We start from the raw sequence: 16,451 nt of genomic DNA, 5'->3' as shown, positions 1-16,451 counted from the left end.
GGGGATTAATGATGGTAAGAAAAATGGGTGTTTATGCCGTTTTGGCCTACACCTTATATGGTTTGTTTTTTTATTGGTATCTTTTCTATTTTGTCAATACGAGCCTTCCGTTTGAATACCAAGGTTCACAGGCCGACCCGACAACATTTTTAAATGGGCGGGAGCTTATGTTAAGCGAGGAATATTCAAAGACAAGAAACCTATTGTTCTTTTTATCGACTCCTCTTGAATGGCTATTTTATTTTCTAATCCTGATCACTGGTCTTTCAAAGGCAATGCAAAAGTGGGGGGAACAGACAACAAAGTATTCCTTTCTGCAAAAAGCAATATATTTGATTTGGCTATCTGTTTTTGCCTTTTTAGCGACCTTTCCATTAAGCTATATTAGCTATTCTTTGTCAAAAACGTACAATATTTCTACCCAAAGCTTCTCATCTTGGATGAAGGATGAATTAATTGATTTTTGGCTTAACTATGGCATGATGCTAGTTATCGTGGCGGTGCTATATTGGCTTATAAAAAAGAGTCGTAAACGCTGGTGGTTCTATGCTTGGCTTTTGACGGTTCCGCTTACTTTGTTTATGATGTTTGTTCAGCCGGTTATTATCGATCCACTGTATAATGATTTTTATCCATTAAAAAATAAGCAGTTGGAGGCGGAAATTCTAAGCTTAGCTAGTAAAGCCAATATTCCTGCTGATCATGTATATGAAGTAAATATGGCTGAAAAAACGAATGCTTTAAACGCCTATGTAACCGGAATTGGCTCCAACTCACGAATCGTTCTATGGGATACGACATTAAACCGCCTTAATAATGATCAGATTTTGTTTATAATGGCGCATGAAATGGCGCATTACGTTGAGAAACATTTATATTTTGGAATCGGAGGGTACTTATTACTTTCCTTACTGGGCCTCTATTTAACCTATCGCCTTATGGAATGGACTATTTCGAAATGGGGTAGAGAATTTAACATTCAAGGGGTTACAGACATTCGCTCGTTGCCGTTATTTTTAATGATTTTATCGATGTTCATGTTCGCGGCAAGCCCCTTATCCAATTTGGTTTCGCGCTACCAAGAATCGCGTGCAGATCGCTATGCAATTGAAATGATGGACAATCCTGAGGCAGCCATTACCTCTTTTCAAGAGCTGACTCGCTCTGGGCTAAGTCAAGTAAATCCGCCATCTTTGGTAAAAGTGTTCCGCTATGGTCATCCGACCATGCTTGAAAGAATATCAAGAATTGAACAATATCAAATCGAACATCGTTCAAACGATTAATATGATCGTATAAATAAAAAAGAGGGCTTACTTTTTCGGTTTTGCGAATCAGTAAGCCCTTTTTAAAATCGGTTGTTTAATTGAATGGTATTACTCATGGTGCGGAAGTCTCCTCCTCTTAGGTTCCAAATCGTTTATTAAGTTCTGTAAGCTGCCTTGAAAGCTTCATAAAGCATTCTTTGTTTCGCTGGTCAAGGCTTGAGTCAATCCTTTTCAACAATTTTTCCTTTTCGGCGCGTAGTTGGATTTCTGCTAATATCATTTCAATGTATAAATTTTGAACGAAGGTTTCTTTTTCGTTTTGTCGATTCATAGCACCGGTTTTCATTAAATTAGAGTAAGATTTGTCTTTCATTCTCATCACCCCTGATGCTTTTTTATATTATATGGAGGTGGAGGAATAAAATCAACAACATTTTTATAATTTTCTGAAAATATTTTTGTGACATTTTTTGAAACTTTTAACAAAAAATGAAATAAATTTATGTCGAAATGTTATGATAATTCCAAATAGGAAAGGAGTTGAGGAGTTTGCAAGACAGGAATTTTTCGGAATACATATTTTATAATAAGACTTATTTTGTGGAGCCAAAAATTTACGGCCAAAAAGTCTATACCCGAGTTGTTGAAGCAGATCGTGAGTTTTTAATTCCATGTAAGCCGTTAGACATCATTAAAGCAAGCTGCAATTATTATGGTTCAAGCTTTAAAGGGCGCTTAGAAGGGAGTAATCATGTTATTGGGAAAAAGCATAAAACCCCAATTGCCCTGGAATCCAACCTTTTTATCTTTCCAACTACGTCTCCAAGTCGATCTAATTGTTTTTGGGTGAATGAGCAGCATGTTTTAAATCAAGTAGCACATGCTTCTGATTCTACCGCTGTAACCTTTAAAAATAATCGGACATACCTGCTCCCTATTTCTGAGAGATCGTTTAAAAATCAATGGTTTACTGCCTCTCATTTGCGTAATAAGTGCCGGCAAAGAATTTATGATCTCGAAAACAATAAAGTTCAATTTTATTACCCAGATACCAATATTATCGAAGAAAAGGGAGAATATGGCGAATGAGATAACTTTGTTAGATGAGTCTTTTATATAAATAAAATTGCATTAATTCTTGTACTTTGTTTCGAATTCTAGGATTAAAGTAGCTATGCTGCTCTTCGTAGCCTTTATATAAAAAAGAAAACATAGTAAAGGACTCATCCCGTTTAATTTCTTTTACTTGGATTTGATTTTTTCGTAAAAATTGTTTGACTTCATAAAGCTCTTTTTGGATAACCTTCATGGCTTCTTCAACTAACTCCAAATAAGGTTTAGGTAATTTAAAGGGGCTTTTTTGAAAAAGCGTTAAGTCGCGATTAAATACGATTAAAACCATTGGCAAATAAATAGCCTTTTCAATCATATCTCGTTCCGGTTCAGGAATACGCGTCATAGCGAATGGCTCCTTTCGAAATATTAAGGAACATTTGTTCGTATATAGATTCTACAAAAAAAATGAATGAAACGCAAGTGATGAAGAAAAGAAAAAAATGTAAAAAGTGGTTTACAATGACAAAGATATCACATATAATAAAAATAATTATGAGAAAGGTGGGTGAAGTGCGATGAAAAAATTAAATGTGAAAACTCTCATTGTCGAATATCGTTGCATGGCCCATCTGTGCACATAATACAGTTATGTAGAATGATTGTGTCTTCTAATGCTGATTAAAACCATGGGCTATGCGTGCTTATGGTTTTTTATTATGCTTAAAAATTGGAGGAACACAAATTGAATATAAATGTAATGGGAATGAACGAAAAGGTAGCAGCAGAATTTGGACCATATCAAGAACAGGGCTACACGCTTGGAAGAGTAGCACTGGAACATAAAAGAATGTATCGGGTTTGGACGGAAAATGGAGAACCGCTTTGCGAAGTATCAGGGAAATTTTCGTTCCAAGCAACAGGAAGAGAGGACTATCCAGCCGTTGGTGACTGGGTTGTTCTACAAGAACGACAAAATGAAAATCGCGGAACAATACACGCGATTTTGCCTAGAAGCAGTAAGTTTTCGCGAAAAACGGCCGGCCAAGTAACAGAAGAACAAATCGTTGCTGCCAATGTTGACACAATTTTCTTAGTTAACAGTTTGAACGACGACTTAAACCTAAGAAGAATGGAAAGATATCTCCTATTAACATGGGAAAGTGGCGCTACTCCGGTGATCATATTAAGCAAAGCCGATCTTTGTGAAAATGTTGCAGCCAAAATTCTCGAAGTTGAGTCGGTGGCAATGGGGGTTCCTATCATTGCCATAAGTGCCCAACAGAATGACGGACTTGAACAGCTTGACCAATACTTGCAGCCGGGTAAGACCGTTGCCCTTTTAGGATCTTCAGGTGTCGGAAAATCAACCATCACTAATCATCTGTTAGGAACGGAAAAACAGGCGGTTCAGGAAATCCGGGAAGCCGACGATAAAGGAAAGCATACGACCACTCATCGCGAAATGCTTCTGTTGCCAAACGGAGCGATTTTAATCGATACTCCGGGAATGAGAGAGCTGCAGCTTTGGGAAAGTAGTGACGGGTTAGCGGAAAGCTTTCATGATATCGAAGTCTTAGGGGAAAATTGCCGCTTCCGAGACTGTAAGCACGTAAAAGAACCGGGTTGTGCCGTACAATCGGCCATCGAGAATGGGGAACTCCCTGAAGATCGGCTATTGAGCTACAAAAAGTTATTAAAAGAACTAGCCTACCTAGATCGCAAAATGGATAAAAAAGCGCAATCTGATGAAAAAAAGCATTGGAAAAATATTAGTAAACATATAAAACAAAAAAGCAAAGCTAAATAACGACAAAATCACCTCTTCGCATGAAGAGGTTTTTATTTGTCTCTAAGTCATAAATACGGTACTTTATACATAGGACAACTAGACAAATAGAAAACTAGAGATAAAATATATAGTAAATGGGAGAAGAATGGACGGTATTTTCATGAATTCAAGATCAACGAGACATCAGAAAAAGAAACGAAGAAGACCCAATTTAAAAAGAATATTAGCAATCATTTTTATCTTGATTACGGCAGTGTTAGTTTATGCCTATGTGCAATATAAGCAGGGAGTATCACAATCCTTGGAAGATGAGGAAGCACCAGAGCAGATTGAATATGAGTTTGATGGGGCTAAAGACCAATTCGGAGGAACGAATGTGTTGGTTTTGGGAAGCGATGCAAGGAAAAATGATACCGTATCACGAGCAGACACCATCATGATTGCCCATTATAACGAGGATAAAGGAACGTTCAAGGTTACTTCAATCATGCGGGATACTTATGCCGATATACCTGGGCACGGTTATCATAAAATAAATTCAGCCTTTGCATTAGGAGGACCGGACCTTTTACGACAAACCATTAAAAAGAATTTTGATATTGATTTGCAATATTATGCAATTGTTGATTTCCAAGGCTTTGTTCGCGTTATCGATGAAGCATTTCCAAAAGGGCTAAAGGTGAATGTTGAAAAGAAAATGACGAAAGCAGACCGAATAGGTGTTGATATTGAACCAGGTGAACAATATTTAGACGGGGAGCATCTTTTAGGTTATGTTCGCTTCAGAAACGATGCCTTATCCGATTACAATCGTGTGGAAAGGCAGCAAAAAATTGTTACAGAGATTGCTGATCAATTGATGAGCATTCATAAGCTTCCGAAACTTCCTAAGCTAGTTGGGGTTGTAAAACCTTACTTAAATACAAATATTAAAACATCGAATCTCCTATTTATGGGAAAGGATTTTATCTCAGGTGACCGTTCTCCTGTTACCACCTTTCGGATACCTGTAAAAGGAACCTTTGAAGAACGCAAAATACCCGGAGCTGGTGATGTTCTCTGGATTGATGAAGAGGCAAATAAAAAAGCCTTACATGAGTTTATTCAACAGCCATAAGGTAATAATAGAGCTAGGAGCGCCATAAGCAACTGCCATTTTTAGCTTATGGCTTTTTCGTATATAATTAAGAGGAGAAAGAGAATGGATTTTTCTACGTTAAAAGAATGGTTTACTATAGAAAATATAATGGGTTTAATCCAACAATATCGAGCATTAGGACCAATACCTGGCATCGTATTACCTATGCTAGAAGCCTTCCTTCCTTTTTTACCATTGTTTTTGTTCGTAATGGCCAACGCTAGCGCATTTGGACTATGGTTAGGTTTTTTGTTTTCCTGGATTGGTGCATGTATAGGGGCGTTACTCGTGTTTCTCTTTTTCAGAAGGTTTGGCCAAAAGCGTTTTTTAAACTTTTTACATAGATATGATAAGGTGAAAAAACTAATGACATGGGTTGAAAATCATGGATTTGGACCGATTTTCCTATTATTATGTTTTCCCTTTACACCTTCAGCCCTCGTTAATATCGTGGCCGGATTGTCAAAAATAAATATCTATCAATACATGTTAGCAGTATTAATAGGAAAATTTGTGATGATTTTTATGATAAGCTTTATCGGCTATGACCTACGATCGCTAATCACTCAGCCACTTCGAACAGCTATTGTGATCGCGGTCATCATCATTCTGTGGTATGTTGGGAAGAGAATAGAAGTAAGATTAAATATAAGTGGAAAAAGAAACCAACAAACAAATTGAAAAATAAAAACTTCATAAAAAAGGGGGGATCAGTTTTGAACGAGGCGTGGAAAAAGGAAGTAAAAGAGTGGATGAAAGCTTTTGCCATTGGACTTATCATTTTTGTATTTATTCGAACCTTCTTCTTTTCCAATTATGTCGTTGAGGGTGAATCAATGATGCCTACTCTCCAGAATGGAAACAAGCTAGTTGTAAATAAAATAGGCTATCAAATCGGTGATTTTAATCGTTTTGATGTAATTGTTTTTCATGCGAACCAGGAGGAGGATTTTGTAAAAAGAATTATCGGTTTACCTGGCGATAAAATTGTTTACGAGGATGAACAGCTATTTATTAATGGGAAAAAATTCGCAGAGCCTTTCCTTGAAGAATATCGGAAAGAAGTCCTTGGTGGCAGGCTAACCGGAGATTTTACTCTTGAAGAACTTACAGGTGAAAAAGTCGTTCCAAAAAACCATTTATTTGTCTTAGGAGACAATCGCTTAGGAAGCTGGGATAGCCGCCACTTTGGCTTTATCACAGTTGACCAGGTTGTCGGAAAAGTAAATCTCCGCTATTGGCCAATTGAAGATTTAGGGGTTACATTTTAAAAGCGCAGTAAATGCGCTTTTTTTTTGCCAAAATATCCTATCATTACCTTCGGTGTCGAACGTGTATTCGTATTTATTTTATGTTATGATAATGGATAGAAAAAAAGTAGTTAGGGGGAGAATGGATGTCAGTTCGTTTGTTAATTGGTCGTACGGGAAGCGGAAAAACAACCTACTGCTTAAATGAGATTAAAAGTGAGCTAAAGGATTCTCCTGATGGGGATCCAATTATTTATTTAGTACCAGATCAAATGACGTTTTTATCCGAATATCGCCTCATTTCAAGTGAAGAGATAAAAGGAATGATACGGGCTCAAGTATTTAGCTTTACTCGACTCGCTTGGAGGGTTTTGCAGGAAACAGGTGGGATTAGCAGACAGCATTTAACAAGTGTAGGCTTAAATATGCTTATACGCAAACTTGTCGAGGATAAAAAGGAATCATTAAAAATCTTTCACCAAGCAGCCGATAAAAATGGATTTATCGAGCAAGTGGAGCGGATGCTAACCGAATTTAAGCGTTATTGTGTCCATCCCGAGGAGCTCAAAACAAAAAGAGAAGGATTTTTCCAAAACAATCAAAACAAGGTGCTTCAGGATAAGTTACATGATTTGGAGCTAATTTATCAAAGCTTCGAACAATCATTACAAGGAAAGTATCTAGATTCGGAGGATTATTTTCGTTTACTGACTGACAAGGCGAGTCTTTCCTCCTATTTGAAAAACGCACAAATTTATATTGATGGTTTCGATAGTTTTACTCCACAAGAATATGGGATTATCTCCGCTCTAATGAAAAACTGTAGACGTGTCACGATTGCCCTGACATTAGATGAACCGTATTGGCAATCAGCGCCAGAAGAGCTTCATTTATTCCGGATGTCAGGAAGTACTTGTCAAACCATTTACGATATGGCAAAAGCCGAAGGAATTACGATAGAACCGGAGCTTCGATTCAACGAACAAAAAAGATGGCAGGACGATGCGCTATTTCACTTGGAGACTCATTTTGATACAAGGCCGGTCGTGAAATATAATCAAAAGGCAAATATTCAAATAGGACAAGCTGTCAACCGCCGTGCAGAAGTCGAAGGAATAGCCCGGAAGATTAAGGAATTTGTCCGCACAAAGGAAATTGAACGATATCGTGATATTGCCATCCTTATTCGAAATGGTCATGAATATCAGGAAGTACTTCAGACAGTCTTTGAGGACTATGATATTCCATATTTTATCGACCAAAAACGAACGATGCTTCATCATCCGCTCATTGAGCTAATTCGTTCAACCATTGAAATTATACATTCGAATTGGCGCTATGAGCCAGTTTTTCGAGCAGTAAAAACGGAATTATTATTCCCTCTCAAGGAGAATGATGCCTATCTTAGACAGCAGGCTGATCAATTAGAAAACTTTGTATTAGCCTATGGCATTCAAGGAAATCAGTGGACAAAGAAGGAACGGTGGATTTATCGAAGATATAAGGGGATTGAATTTGAAACAGCTATTCAGACCGATGAAGAAAAGCGAATGGAACAAAGTCTTAATGACATTCGTTTAAAAATTACGGCACCGATTCTGAGACTATCGAGAAGATTAGCGAAAGCTGAAAAAACGCATGAGTATTGTGAGGCCTTATTTTTATTTTTAGAAGAGTTGGATATTCCAGCAAAGTTAGAGGAATGGAAACAAATCGAGGATGAAAAAGGTAATCTTCTTCGTGCACGCGAACATGACCAAGCATGGGATGCCATAATTGATTTATTAGATGAATTTGTTGAAATTCTGGGTGAAGAAAAGTTGACTGTTAAACAGTTTGCCAGTGTCCTCGACTCAGGTCTAGAAACATTAAGATTTTCGATAGTCCCCCCGTCGCTTGATCAAGTATTGGTGGCCGATTTGGAAAAGTCAAGGCTTTCTGAGATAAAGGCAGCTTTTGTGGTTGGCTTAAATGAAGGAGTATTCCCCGCAAAGTTTTCTGATGATGGTATTTTAGCAGATGATGATCGGGAACAGTTAATTTTAAATGGCTTAAACATTGGTCCAAGTAGCCGAATTAAGCTGCTTGATGAGCAATATTTAGCTTATAAAGCATTTACATTGCCATCTAAAATTTTATTTTTAACTTATCCATTAGCAAATCAGGAAGGGAAAGGTCTTATCCCTTCACCGTTTATTAATCGCATCAAGGAAATATTCCCGCAGCATATAGAACATTTCTTTGTTTCCGATTTACAGGAACTTTCCGAAAAACAGCAGCTTGAATATGCGGTTAATCGAAAAACAACCTTAAGTTATTTAACCTCACAACTGCAATTAAAGAAGCGAAATTATCCGATTTATGATTTTTGGTGGGACATTTATCGTGACTATATCGAAAATAGTGAATGGAAAAACGCAACCATCAAGGTGCTGTCTAGCTTATTTTATACGAATCAAACGATTTCGATTTCTAGCGATTTAACGAATGAGCTTTATGGGGAACAAATTCAAGCGAGTGTTTCGCGAATGGAATTATTCCACAGCTGTCCGTTTTCCCATTTTGCTAGATATGGCCTTGGTCTAAGGGACCGCCAAATTTTCCGGTTGGAAGCACCTGATATTGGTGATTTATTCCATGCAGCCTTAAAATATATTTCCGATCAGATTCTGAAGGAAAATAAATCCTGGAAGGACATAACGGAGGCAGATTGTGAAAATCTTGCCCGATTGGCAATGGAATCATTAGCACCACGACTTCAAAACGAAATTCTGTTAAGCTCAAATCGACATCATTATATTAAACGCAAACTACAGCAAATTATTAGCCGTGCATCCTATGTCTTAAGCGAGCACGCCAAAGCAAGTGGATTTGTTCCGATTGGATTAGAACTAGGTTTTGGGCCGACTGCTGACCTGCCACCACTGCAATTTGAATTGAAGAATGGGCGAAAAATGTCATTAGTTGGAAGGATTGACAGGGTTGATCAGGCTGCCAAAGAAGATGAAATCTATTTACGTGTCGTAGATTATAAGTCTAGTGCCAAGGATGTTCATTTACAGGAAGTCTACTACGGACTAGCCCTACAAATGCTTACCTATTTGGATATTATTATCACACATTCTAGTAAGCTGGTGGAAGTAAACGCAATGCCCGCGGGAGTCCTTTACTTCCATGTCCATAATCCTATCGTTCATTCAAAGAAAATACTCACATTGGAGCAAGTCGAGGCAGAGTTATACAAGAAATTTAAAATGAACGGACTCATGATTGCTGATCCGGATGTACTGAAACTCATGGACGAAGATATTGATATGGCTAAATCACCGATAATATCAGCTGGTATTAATAAAGACGGTTCGATTGCGAAGGGATCTAAAGTAGCTTCTAAAGAAGAATTCGATTTATTAAGGGGCTTTGTAAGAGAAAAATATATAGCGACAGGAAATGAATTAGTAGCTGGGAATGTGGAGATTTCTCCTTATAAGCTAAAAGATAAAACCGCTTGTACATTTTGTTCATTTAAACCGGTCTGCCATTTTGACCCGGCTATTGAAACAAATGAATACCGTGTTTTAGTTCCACAAACTAGAGAACAGGTGATGGATGGTATTAAAAAGGAGGTGACCCTAAATGTCTAAACAGCTCATTCCTGCTAAACCAGAATCGGTCACTTGGACAGACGATCAATGGAAGGCGATCTATGCGAAAGATCAAGATATTTTAGTGGCAGCAGCCGCCGGTTCGGGTAAGACAGCAGTGTTAGTTGAAAGAATTATTCAGAAAATTATCTCAGCTGAAGACCCAATGAACGTCGATGAGTTATTAGTCGTTACCTTTACCAATGCATCGGCGGCAGAAATGCGCCACCGAATCGGTGAAGCCTTAGAAAAAGCAATCAATGAAAATCCGAAATCAAACCATCTAAAGAAGCAACTGAACTTATTAAACCGGGCATCGATTTCAACACTACACTCTTTTTGTTTAGAGGTTATTAAAAAGTATTATTATTTAATTGATATCGATCCGGGGTTCCGAATTGCTAATGAAACCGAAGTTCAGTTAATCCGGGACGAAGTATTAGACGAGCTTTTTGAAGATGAATACTCGAAACCTGAAAATGAATCATTTTATCGATTAGTGGATATTTTTAGTGGCGACCGAAGTGATGTGGAGCTACAGGAAATTATTTCTGCATTGTTTGATTTTGCCGGCGCCAATGCAAATCCAGATGAATATCTCCAGAGAGTAATTGATATGTACGATGTAGATCCTAACATGCAGATTGAAGATCTCCCTTTTCTTGAGACATTACTCTTTGAAATTAGTTTACAGCTTGAGGGAGCTGAGGATATAGCCCAAGAAGGGATTAGACTGACTAAGTTGCCGGCTGGACCAGCTCCAATGGCGGAAACCTTTAACCAAGATATTGAATTAATCCAAACGCTCATACGCGCCAATCAGGAATCCTGGAAGACTTTGTACGAGACGTTTGCTCTGGTATCCTTTTCAAGACTAAAGTCTGGAAAAAAAGATGAATTTGATCCTGAGATTACAAAGAAAGCCAAAAAACTGCGCGAAAAACTCAAAAAAATAATTACCGACATAAAGGATGAACTATTCTCTCGAAAACCGGAAACCTTCCTTAAAGATATGCGAGAAATGGCGGTGTATATTCAGAGTCTAGTTGGATTAGTGAAGAAATTTTCGAAACGCTTTTCAGAAGTTAAGCGTGAAAAGGGATTAGTTGATTTTGCCGATCTGGAGCATTTATGTTTACAAATTTTAACAGTAAAATCTCCAAATGGGACACTACAGCCTTCCGAGGTGGCTTTAGCATATCGAGGTCATTATAAAGAGATTTTGGTTGATGAATACCAGGATACCAACATGGTCCAAGAAACGATCTTAAAACAAGTGGCAAAGGAATCGGAGGAAGACGGAAACTTGTTTATGGTTGGGGACGTGAAGCAGTCGATCGTGCGCCCATAAGGGTATTGTATATTTCACCATTTGGCGGTGAATAAACTACAGAAACGGTTTATATATCAGCCGACTTATCTTGGCGGGAAACCAAAAAGGGAGTGTAGCATGTCGGTTAAAGTCATAAGTTAACCTAAACGGAAGGGTTACGACTGAATGGCGAGATATAAAAGATTCGTATAAGGAAGAAGGCTAAACTGCTTGAAGAACAATCCGAGCGGGGCTATGCTGACCGTCTAGGAAACCGTTTGAAACCTAGAATCCATTCTGTTCAGCGTATTAAATGCTTGCCACTGAACATGGGGAAGTGTACTAAATTGATGCACAAACCTAGTTTCTGAATTAATAAAGAATGGACGCGTCTCAAGATTGAGGAAAAGGATGAGTGTTCCTTCCGACAACGAATCACAGCCTGTATACAATATACTAAATGGGGATTACCTAAGTTGGAATGCCACCAGGCTATGTACAAAGGTACTGAATATCCAATATGGTAACGGAGCTCCCGTAGTAGTCCGAAATAGGGAAAGCCTATTACATGGCGAAGGGGAGCAGCTTACAACGTATAAACAATGAAGAAAGGAGCGAAATGCTCTATGCAAAGTTCAGATATTGTATTATACAATCTATCGAAACAGGCAACGAAAGAAAATTATCAATATGACCGCCTATACAGAAATCTTTACAATGAAGATTTCTATCTAAAAGCATATTCTAAGATATACAAAAATAAAGGTAGTGCAACAAAAGGAATCGATGATGAAACAGCTGATGGATTCGGTGAGGAAAAGATACATGCAATTATTGACTCACTAAAAGATGAGAGCTATCAACCGAAGCCAGTCCGTAGAATAAATATCCCAAAGAAAAACGGTAAGACAAGACCATTAGGAATCCCAACATTTTCAGATCGAATTGTTCAAGAAGTTTGTCGCATGATTTTAGAAGCTATCTATGAGCCAACATTCTCACAACACTCACATGGGTTTAGGGAAGAAAGAAGTTGTCACACCGCTTTAATCGAAGTTAAAAATACATTTTCGGGCGTGAACTGGTTCATAGAAGGGGATATTAAAGGATTCTTTGACAATATTAATCATCAAGTGCTTATCAACATTCTGAGAAAGCGAATTATCGATGAGAAATTCATTCGGCTTATGTGGAAATTCCTAAAAGCAGGTTTCGTTGAAAGTTGGAGATTCAAAAACACCTATAGTGGAACACCACAAGGCGGAATCATTAGTCCAATATTAGCGAATATCTATCTGAATGAATTCGATATGTTTATTGAAAAAGAACTGAAACCATCCTTTGATATCGGAACTCCTAAGAAACGCAAAAGAAATACTGAATACCGAAAATACGATATGCGAAATCAACGATTAAAGAAGAAGATTAAGGAGACCACCGAAGAAAAACTTCGTGAGACTCTAATTAAAGAGTACAAAGAGAACAAAAAGCTTCTTTTAACCTTACCCTATTATGAGCCTAGTAATGAAGGCTATAAGAGCATGAAATACGTGAGATACGCTGATGATTTTATTATCGGTGTCAATGGCAGTAAAGAAGATTGTGAGCAACTAAAAAAATGTGTAGGTAAATTTCTAAAAGAACATCTTCAGCTAGAAATGTCGGATGAAAAAACGCTTATTACACATAGTACCAATCCAGCAAGATTCTTGGGTTATGACATTTTAATTAGTCATGACCTAAGCGCAGCAAAAGATAAAAATGGTGTGGTCAAGCGAAAATATCGAGGCTATGTACAGCTGCGAATTCCAAATGGAACGATTGAAAAAATAATTATCAGTCGAAAAATGGTCAAAGATATAGATGCGAAGCAATGGGATATGCTTCACAGACCAGCATTAATTGGTCTATCAGATTTAGAAATCATCGAAACGTATAACGCTGAACTTCGTGGATTATATCATTTTTATTGTCTAGCGGAAAACGTCAATCAAAAAATGTGGCAATTACGATACGTCATGGAATACAGTTGTTTAAAAACACTTGCGAATAAATACAAATCCACAGTTGGTAAGATGAAAGTGAAATACAGGCAAGGTAAGGACTGGGGAGTAAAGTACGAAACAAAGCATGGTGAAAAAATAGCGTATTTCTATAAAGACGGATTCGATAAAAAAATAGAATGCTACAAATTTGACATTGATGAAAAACCTAACCTTTATGTGTATCAAGGAAGAAACGACTTAGAAAAACGATTGAGTGCAAAACAATGTGAACTATGTGGAGATAATCAACCTGACACGAAATTTGAGATTCATCATATCAACAAAGTGAAGAATCTTAAAGGAAAGAAATACTGGGAATGGGCGATGATTGCAAAACAACGAAAAACATTGGTCGTATGTAAAAAATGTCATATTGATATTCATAAATAAAGATAGATATTTGTAAGTGGAGAGCCGTATACTCTGAGAGGAGTACGTACGGTTCGGGGGGGAGTTTCTAGAAACCTACTGCAGAAATGTAGCAAGGCGCTGGATTCTTACCCTACTATCGATTCCGTCTTGCTGAACCGAACCTATTCTTAGGGAAGTATAATCGTTTCCAAAAAGACCAAACAGGATTAAGGATCGATCTAGCAAAAAACTTTCGTAGTCGTAAAGAAGTTTTGGATGGAACAAATTATCTCTTTAAACAATTGATGGGGGTTAAGGTTGGAGAAATCGAATACGATGAGGCAGCTGAATTAAAGCCCGGTGCACCATATCCTGAATCTGATGATTATTCCATCGAAGTTACACTAATTGACCTTGAAAAAAATGAAGTGGATGGTAACGATGGTACGGATATTCCAGAAACAGAAAGCGACGTTGAAGCGGAATTCGATCAAATTGACCTAGAACAATCACAACTTGAAGCTCGTTTCATGGTACAAAAGATAAAAGAACTTATCGAAGAAAGGAAACCGGTGTATAATCCGAAGACAAAATCATACCGTCCAGTTACCTACCGTGATTTTGTGATTCTTTTAAGGTCCATGACATGGGCTCCTCAAATTATTGAGGAATTTAAACAACAGGGAATTCCAATATATGCGAACCTAACAACCGGATATTTTGAAGCAACTGAGGTTGCGATCATGATGTCATTATTAAAAATTATCGACAACCCGTATCAGGACATTCCGCTTGCATCGGTTTTACGTTCACCAATTGTTGGACTTAATGAGGAAGAGCTAGGGAGACTCCGTACCTTTAACCGGAAGGGTTCATTTTTTGATTCACTGCTGACTTTTAAAAAAAATAGTTCGGCTACAGAAAGTGGAAGTTTATACGAGCGAATTTCAGAGTTCATCACGTTATTATCGGATTGGCGCGGTCAGGCAAGAAAAGGCTCGTTAACGGAATTGATTTGGCAGCTTTACCGTGATACCCACTTCTACGATTTTGTTGGTGGCTTGCCAGGTGGAAAACAACGTCAGGCTAACTTAAGGGCATTGTATGATCGGGCTCATCAATATGAACAGACTTCGTTTCGTGGGTTGTTCCGTTTCTTAAGATTCGTTGAACGGATGACCGAACGAGGGGATGATCTCGGCGCGGCTAGAGCATTAGGGGAGCAAGAAGATGTTGTTAGGATCATGACAATCCATAGCAGTAAAGGCCTAGAATTTCCGTTTGTTTTTATGGCTGGTTTAGCAAGAAGTTTTAATATGATGGATATCCGAAAGTCTTATATGCTTGATAAGGATTTTGGGTTTGCCTACAAATACGTTAATCCGGAAAAAAGGTTCTCCTACCCATCATTACCGCAACTTGCTTTTAAACGGAAGAAAAAACTGGACATGCTAGCAGAGGAAATGCGAGTTTTATATGTTGGTCTAACAAGAGCTAAGGAGCAATTATTTTTAATTGCATCGATGAAATCATATGCCAAAAAGCGAGATCAATGGTTAAAAACAACTTCGCATCCTGATTGGTTGCTTAAAGAATTTGACCGTGTTTCAGCCACAGGTTATATCGATTGGATTGGACCTGCTTTAATCCGTCACCGAAATGGTTATGAGTTATTGGAAGAGGGAGCGTTTGTGAGTCAAGTAATCCCAAATGAGATAACCTCCCACCCATCTAGCTGGAGAATTAATCTTCTGAAAGCGCAAGAATTGAGTAGTTTAACAGAAGAAACGAACTTCGAGGACGATAATTATCTTGATCTTGTTGAAAAGGGTTTGTTAGTCCCTGTAAAGTCTGAATGGAATGATGCGCTGATTGAACAGTTAAATTGGAAATACCCTTTTCTGAATGCCTCTAAATTCCGCTCGAAACAATCTGTTTCCGAAATGAAGCGGCAGCGAGAGATGAGTCAAGAAAATAGTGGAGATGAGCTTTTGAGTAAATTTCAGAAGCCGATTTTAAAGCGCCCGAAGTTTTTACAAGCAAAATCGTTTTCACCAGCAGAAAAGGGAACCATTTTGCACCAAGTCATGCAGCATATTGATTTTTCAAAACCGGTTTCTCACCAGTCTCTTTCTTATTTACTTGAAGATTTAGTAAAGCGGGAGCTGTTAACAGCTGAACAAATACAAGTGGTCACCATTAATCAAGTGTTAGGCTTCTTTGAAACGGAAATTGGTCGTCGAATGTTACAGGCTGAGAAAATTCAAAGGGAAGTACCATTTAGTTTTGCGCTCCCAGCAAGTGAGGTATATCCAACTTGGAATGGACAAAATGAACCAATATTTATCCAAGGGGTTATCGACTGTCTTTTTGAAGATGAAAAAGGGATGGTTCTCTTGGATTATAAAACAGATGGCATAACCGAGCGTTTTAAAGGTGGTATCATAGAGGCTGAGCCCATCTTAAAAAATAGATACCAGCTTCAAATTGACCTGTATACACGTGCCCTAGAACAAATATGGAATAGAAAAATTAATGAACGTTATTTATTTTTCTTTGATGGTGGGCATTTGCTGAAATTATAAAAGACAGCTCTAGGGC

11 protein-coding genes and 1 pseudogene are annotated in these 16,451 nt (G+C 38.0%); 10 read left to right on the top strand and 2 right to left on the bottom strand.

Annotated features, from left to right (window positions below):
* Nucleotides 1-11: 11 nt before the first annotated feature.
* Entirely contained in the window at nucleotides 12-1,286 is a 1,275-nt protein-coding gene (locus ACX9YW_RS07545) for a M48 family metallopeptidase (RefSeq protein WP_460344649.1), read from the top strand.
* Between the two features lie 118 nt (nucleotides 1,287-1,404).
* Here the strand turns inward: ACX9YW_RS07545 and ACX9YW_RS07540 are convergent, their stop codons facing one another.
* Nucleotides 1,405-1,641, bottom strand: coding sequence for an IDEAL domain-containing protein (locus tag ACX9YW_RS07540; RefSeq protein ID WP_460344228.1), 237 nt, complete (start codon nucleotides 1,639-1,641; stop codon nucleotides 1,405-1,407).
* Nucleotides 1,642-1,817: 176 nt separating this feature from the next.
* Between ACX9YW_RS07540 and ACX9YW_RS07535 the strand changes: the two genes are divergently transcribed.
* Nucleotides 1,818-2,357 (top strand): competence protein ComK, encoded by a 540-nt coding sequence (locus ACX9YW_RS07535; RefSeq protein WP_460344225.1) that lies wholly within the window; start codon nucleotides 1,818-1,820, stop codon nucleotides 2,355-2,357.
* Between the two features lie 10 nt (nucleotides 2,358-2,367).
* Here ACX9YW_RS07535 and ACX9YW_RS07530 read toward each other — a convergent pair whose 3' ends face one another.
* The gene (locus ACX9YW_RS07530) at nucleotides 2,368-2,727 is read right to left on the bottom strand and encodes a YhjD family protein (protein ID WP_460344222.1); all 360 of its coding nucleotides are present in this window, start codon (nucleotides 2,725-2,727) and stop codon (nucleotides 2,368-2,370) included.
* A gap of 339 nt (nucleotides 2,728-3,066) precedes the next feature.
* Between ACX9YW_RS07530 and rsgA the strand changes: the two genes are divergently transcribed.
* The 8 genes and pseudogenes from rsgA to addA form a co-directional block, all read left to right on the top strand.
* Nucleotides 3,067-4,131: a ribosome small subunit-dependent GTPase A gene (rsgA, locus tag ACX9YW_RS07525; protein ID WP_460344219.1), complete on the top strand. Its 1,065-nt coding sequence runs from the start codon at nucleotides 3,067-3,069 to the stop codon at nucleotides 4,129-4,131.
* Nucleotides 4,132-4,273: 142 nt separating this feature from the next.
* Entirely contained in the window at nucleotides 4,274-5,230 is a 957-nt protein-coding gene (locus ACX9YW_RS07520) for an LCP family protein (RefSeq protein WP_460344216.1), read from the top strand.
* Nucleotides 5,231-5,314: 84 nt separating this feature from the next.
* Entirely contained in the window at nucleotides 5,315-5,932 is a 618-nt protein-coding gene (locus ACX9YW_RS07515; RefSeq protein ID WP_460344213.1) for a TVP38/TMEM64 family protein, read from the top strand.
* 35 nt (nucleotides 5,933-5,967) lie between these two features.
* Entirely contained in the window at nucleotides 5,968-6,522 is a 555-nt protein-coding gene (gene lepB, locus ACX9YW_RS07510; RefSeq protein ID WP_460344210.1) for a signal peptidase I, read from the top strand.
* A 125-nt stretch (nucleotides 6,523-6,647) separates the two neighbouring features.
* Complete coding sequence (gene addB / locus ACX9YW_RS07505; RefSeq protein ID WP_460344207.1) at nucleotides 6,648-10,142, top strand: helicase-exonuclease AddAB subunit AddB; 3,495 nt, start codon at nucleotides 6,648-6,650, stop codon at nucleotides 10,140-10,142.
* The gene (locus ACX9YW_RS07500; RefSeq protein WP_460344204.1) at nucleotides 10,135-11,493 is read left to right on the top strand and encodes a UvrD-helicase domain-containing protein; all 1,359 of its coding nucleotides are present in this window, start codon (nucleotides 10,135-10,137) and stop codon (nucleotides 11,491-11,493) included. Before addB ends, ACX9YW_RS07500 begins: the two co-directional genes overlap by 8 nt.
* Before the next feature lie 587 nt (nucleotides 11,494-12,080).
* Nucleotides 12,081-13,889 carry a reverse transcriptase domain-containing protein gene (locus ACX9YW_RS07495; protein ID WP_460344200.1) on the top strand — a complete coding sequence of 603 codons (1,809 nt, stop codon included), beginning with the start codon at nucleotides 12,081-12,083 and terminating at the stop codon, nucleotides 13,887-13,889.
* Nucleotides 13,890-14,005: 116 nt separating this feature from the next.
* Nucleotides 14,006-16,435, top strand: a pseudogene (addA, locus tag ACX9YW_RS07490) (helicase-exonuclease AddAB subunit AddA); the annotation flags it as partial.
* Nucleotides 16,436-16,451 lie beyond the last annotated feature (16 nt).

It is taken from the genome of Pseudoneobacillus rhizolycopersici, assembly GCF_054786815.1.
Note: the sequence above shows the minus strand (reverse complement) of the source record. Positions and strands in the feature narration are given on the sequence as shown.

Bases quoted from the DNA above. Each gene is read 5' to 3' on its own strand.
- ACX9YW_RS07495 (WP_460344200.1), top strand. From the start codon at position 12,081: ATGCAAAGTTCAGATATTGTATTATACAATCTATCGAAACAGGCAACG.
- ACX9YW_RS07520 (WP_460344216.1), top strand. From the start codon at position 4,274: ATGAATTCAAGATCAACGAGACATCAGAAAAAGAAACGAAGAAGACCC.
- ACX9YW_RS07540 (WP_460344228.1), bottom strand. From the start codon at position 1,641: ATGAAAGACAAATCTTACTCTAATTTAATGAAAACCGGTGCTATGAAT.
- ACX9YW_RS07515 (WP_460344213.1), top strand. From the start codon at position 5,315: ATGGATTTTTCTACGTTAAAAGAATGGTTTACTATAGAAAATATAATG.
- ACX9YW_RS07545 (WP_460344649.1), top strand. From the start codon at position 12: ATGGTAAGAAAAATGGGTGTTTATGCCGTTTTGGCCTACACCTTATAT.
- ACX9YW_RS07500 (WP_460344204.1), top strand. From the start codon at position 10,135: ATGTCTAAACAGCTCATTCCTGCTAAACCAGAATCGGTCACTTGGACA.
- ACX9YW_RS07530 (WP_460344222.1), bottom strand. From the start codon at position 2,727: ATGACGCGTATTCCTGAACCGGAACGAGATATGATTGAAAAGGCTATT.
- addB (WP_460344207.1), top strand. From the start codon at position 6,648: ATGTCAGTTCGTTTGTTAATTGGTCGTACGGGAAGCGGAAAAACAACC.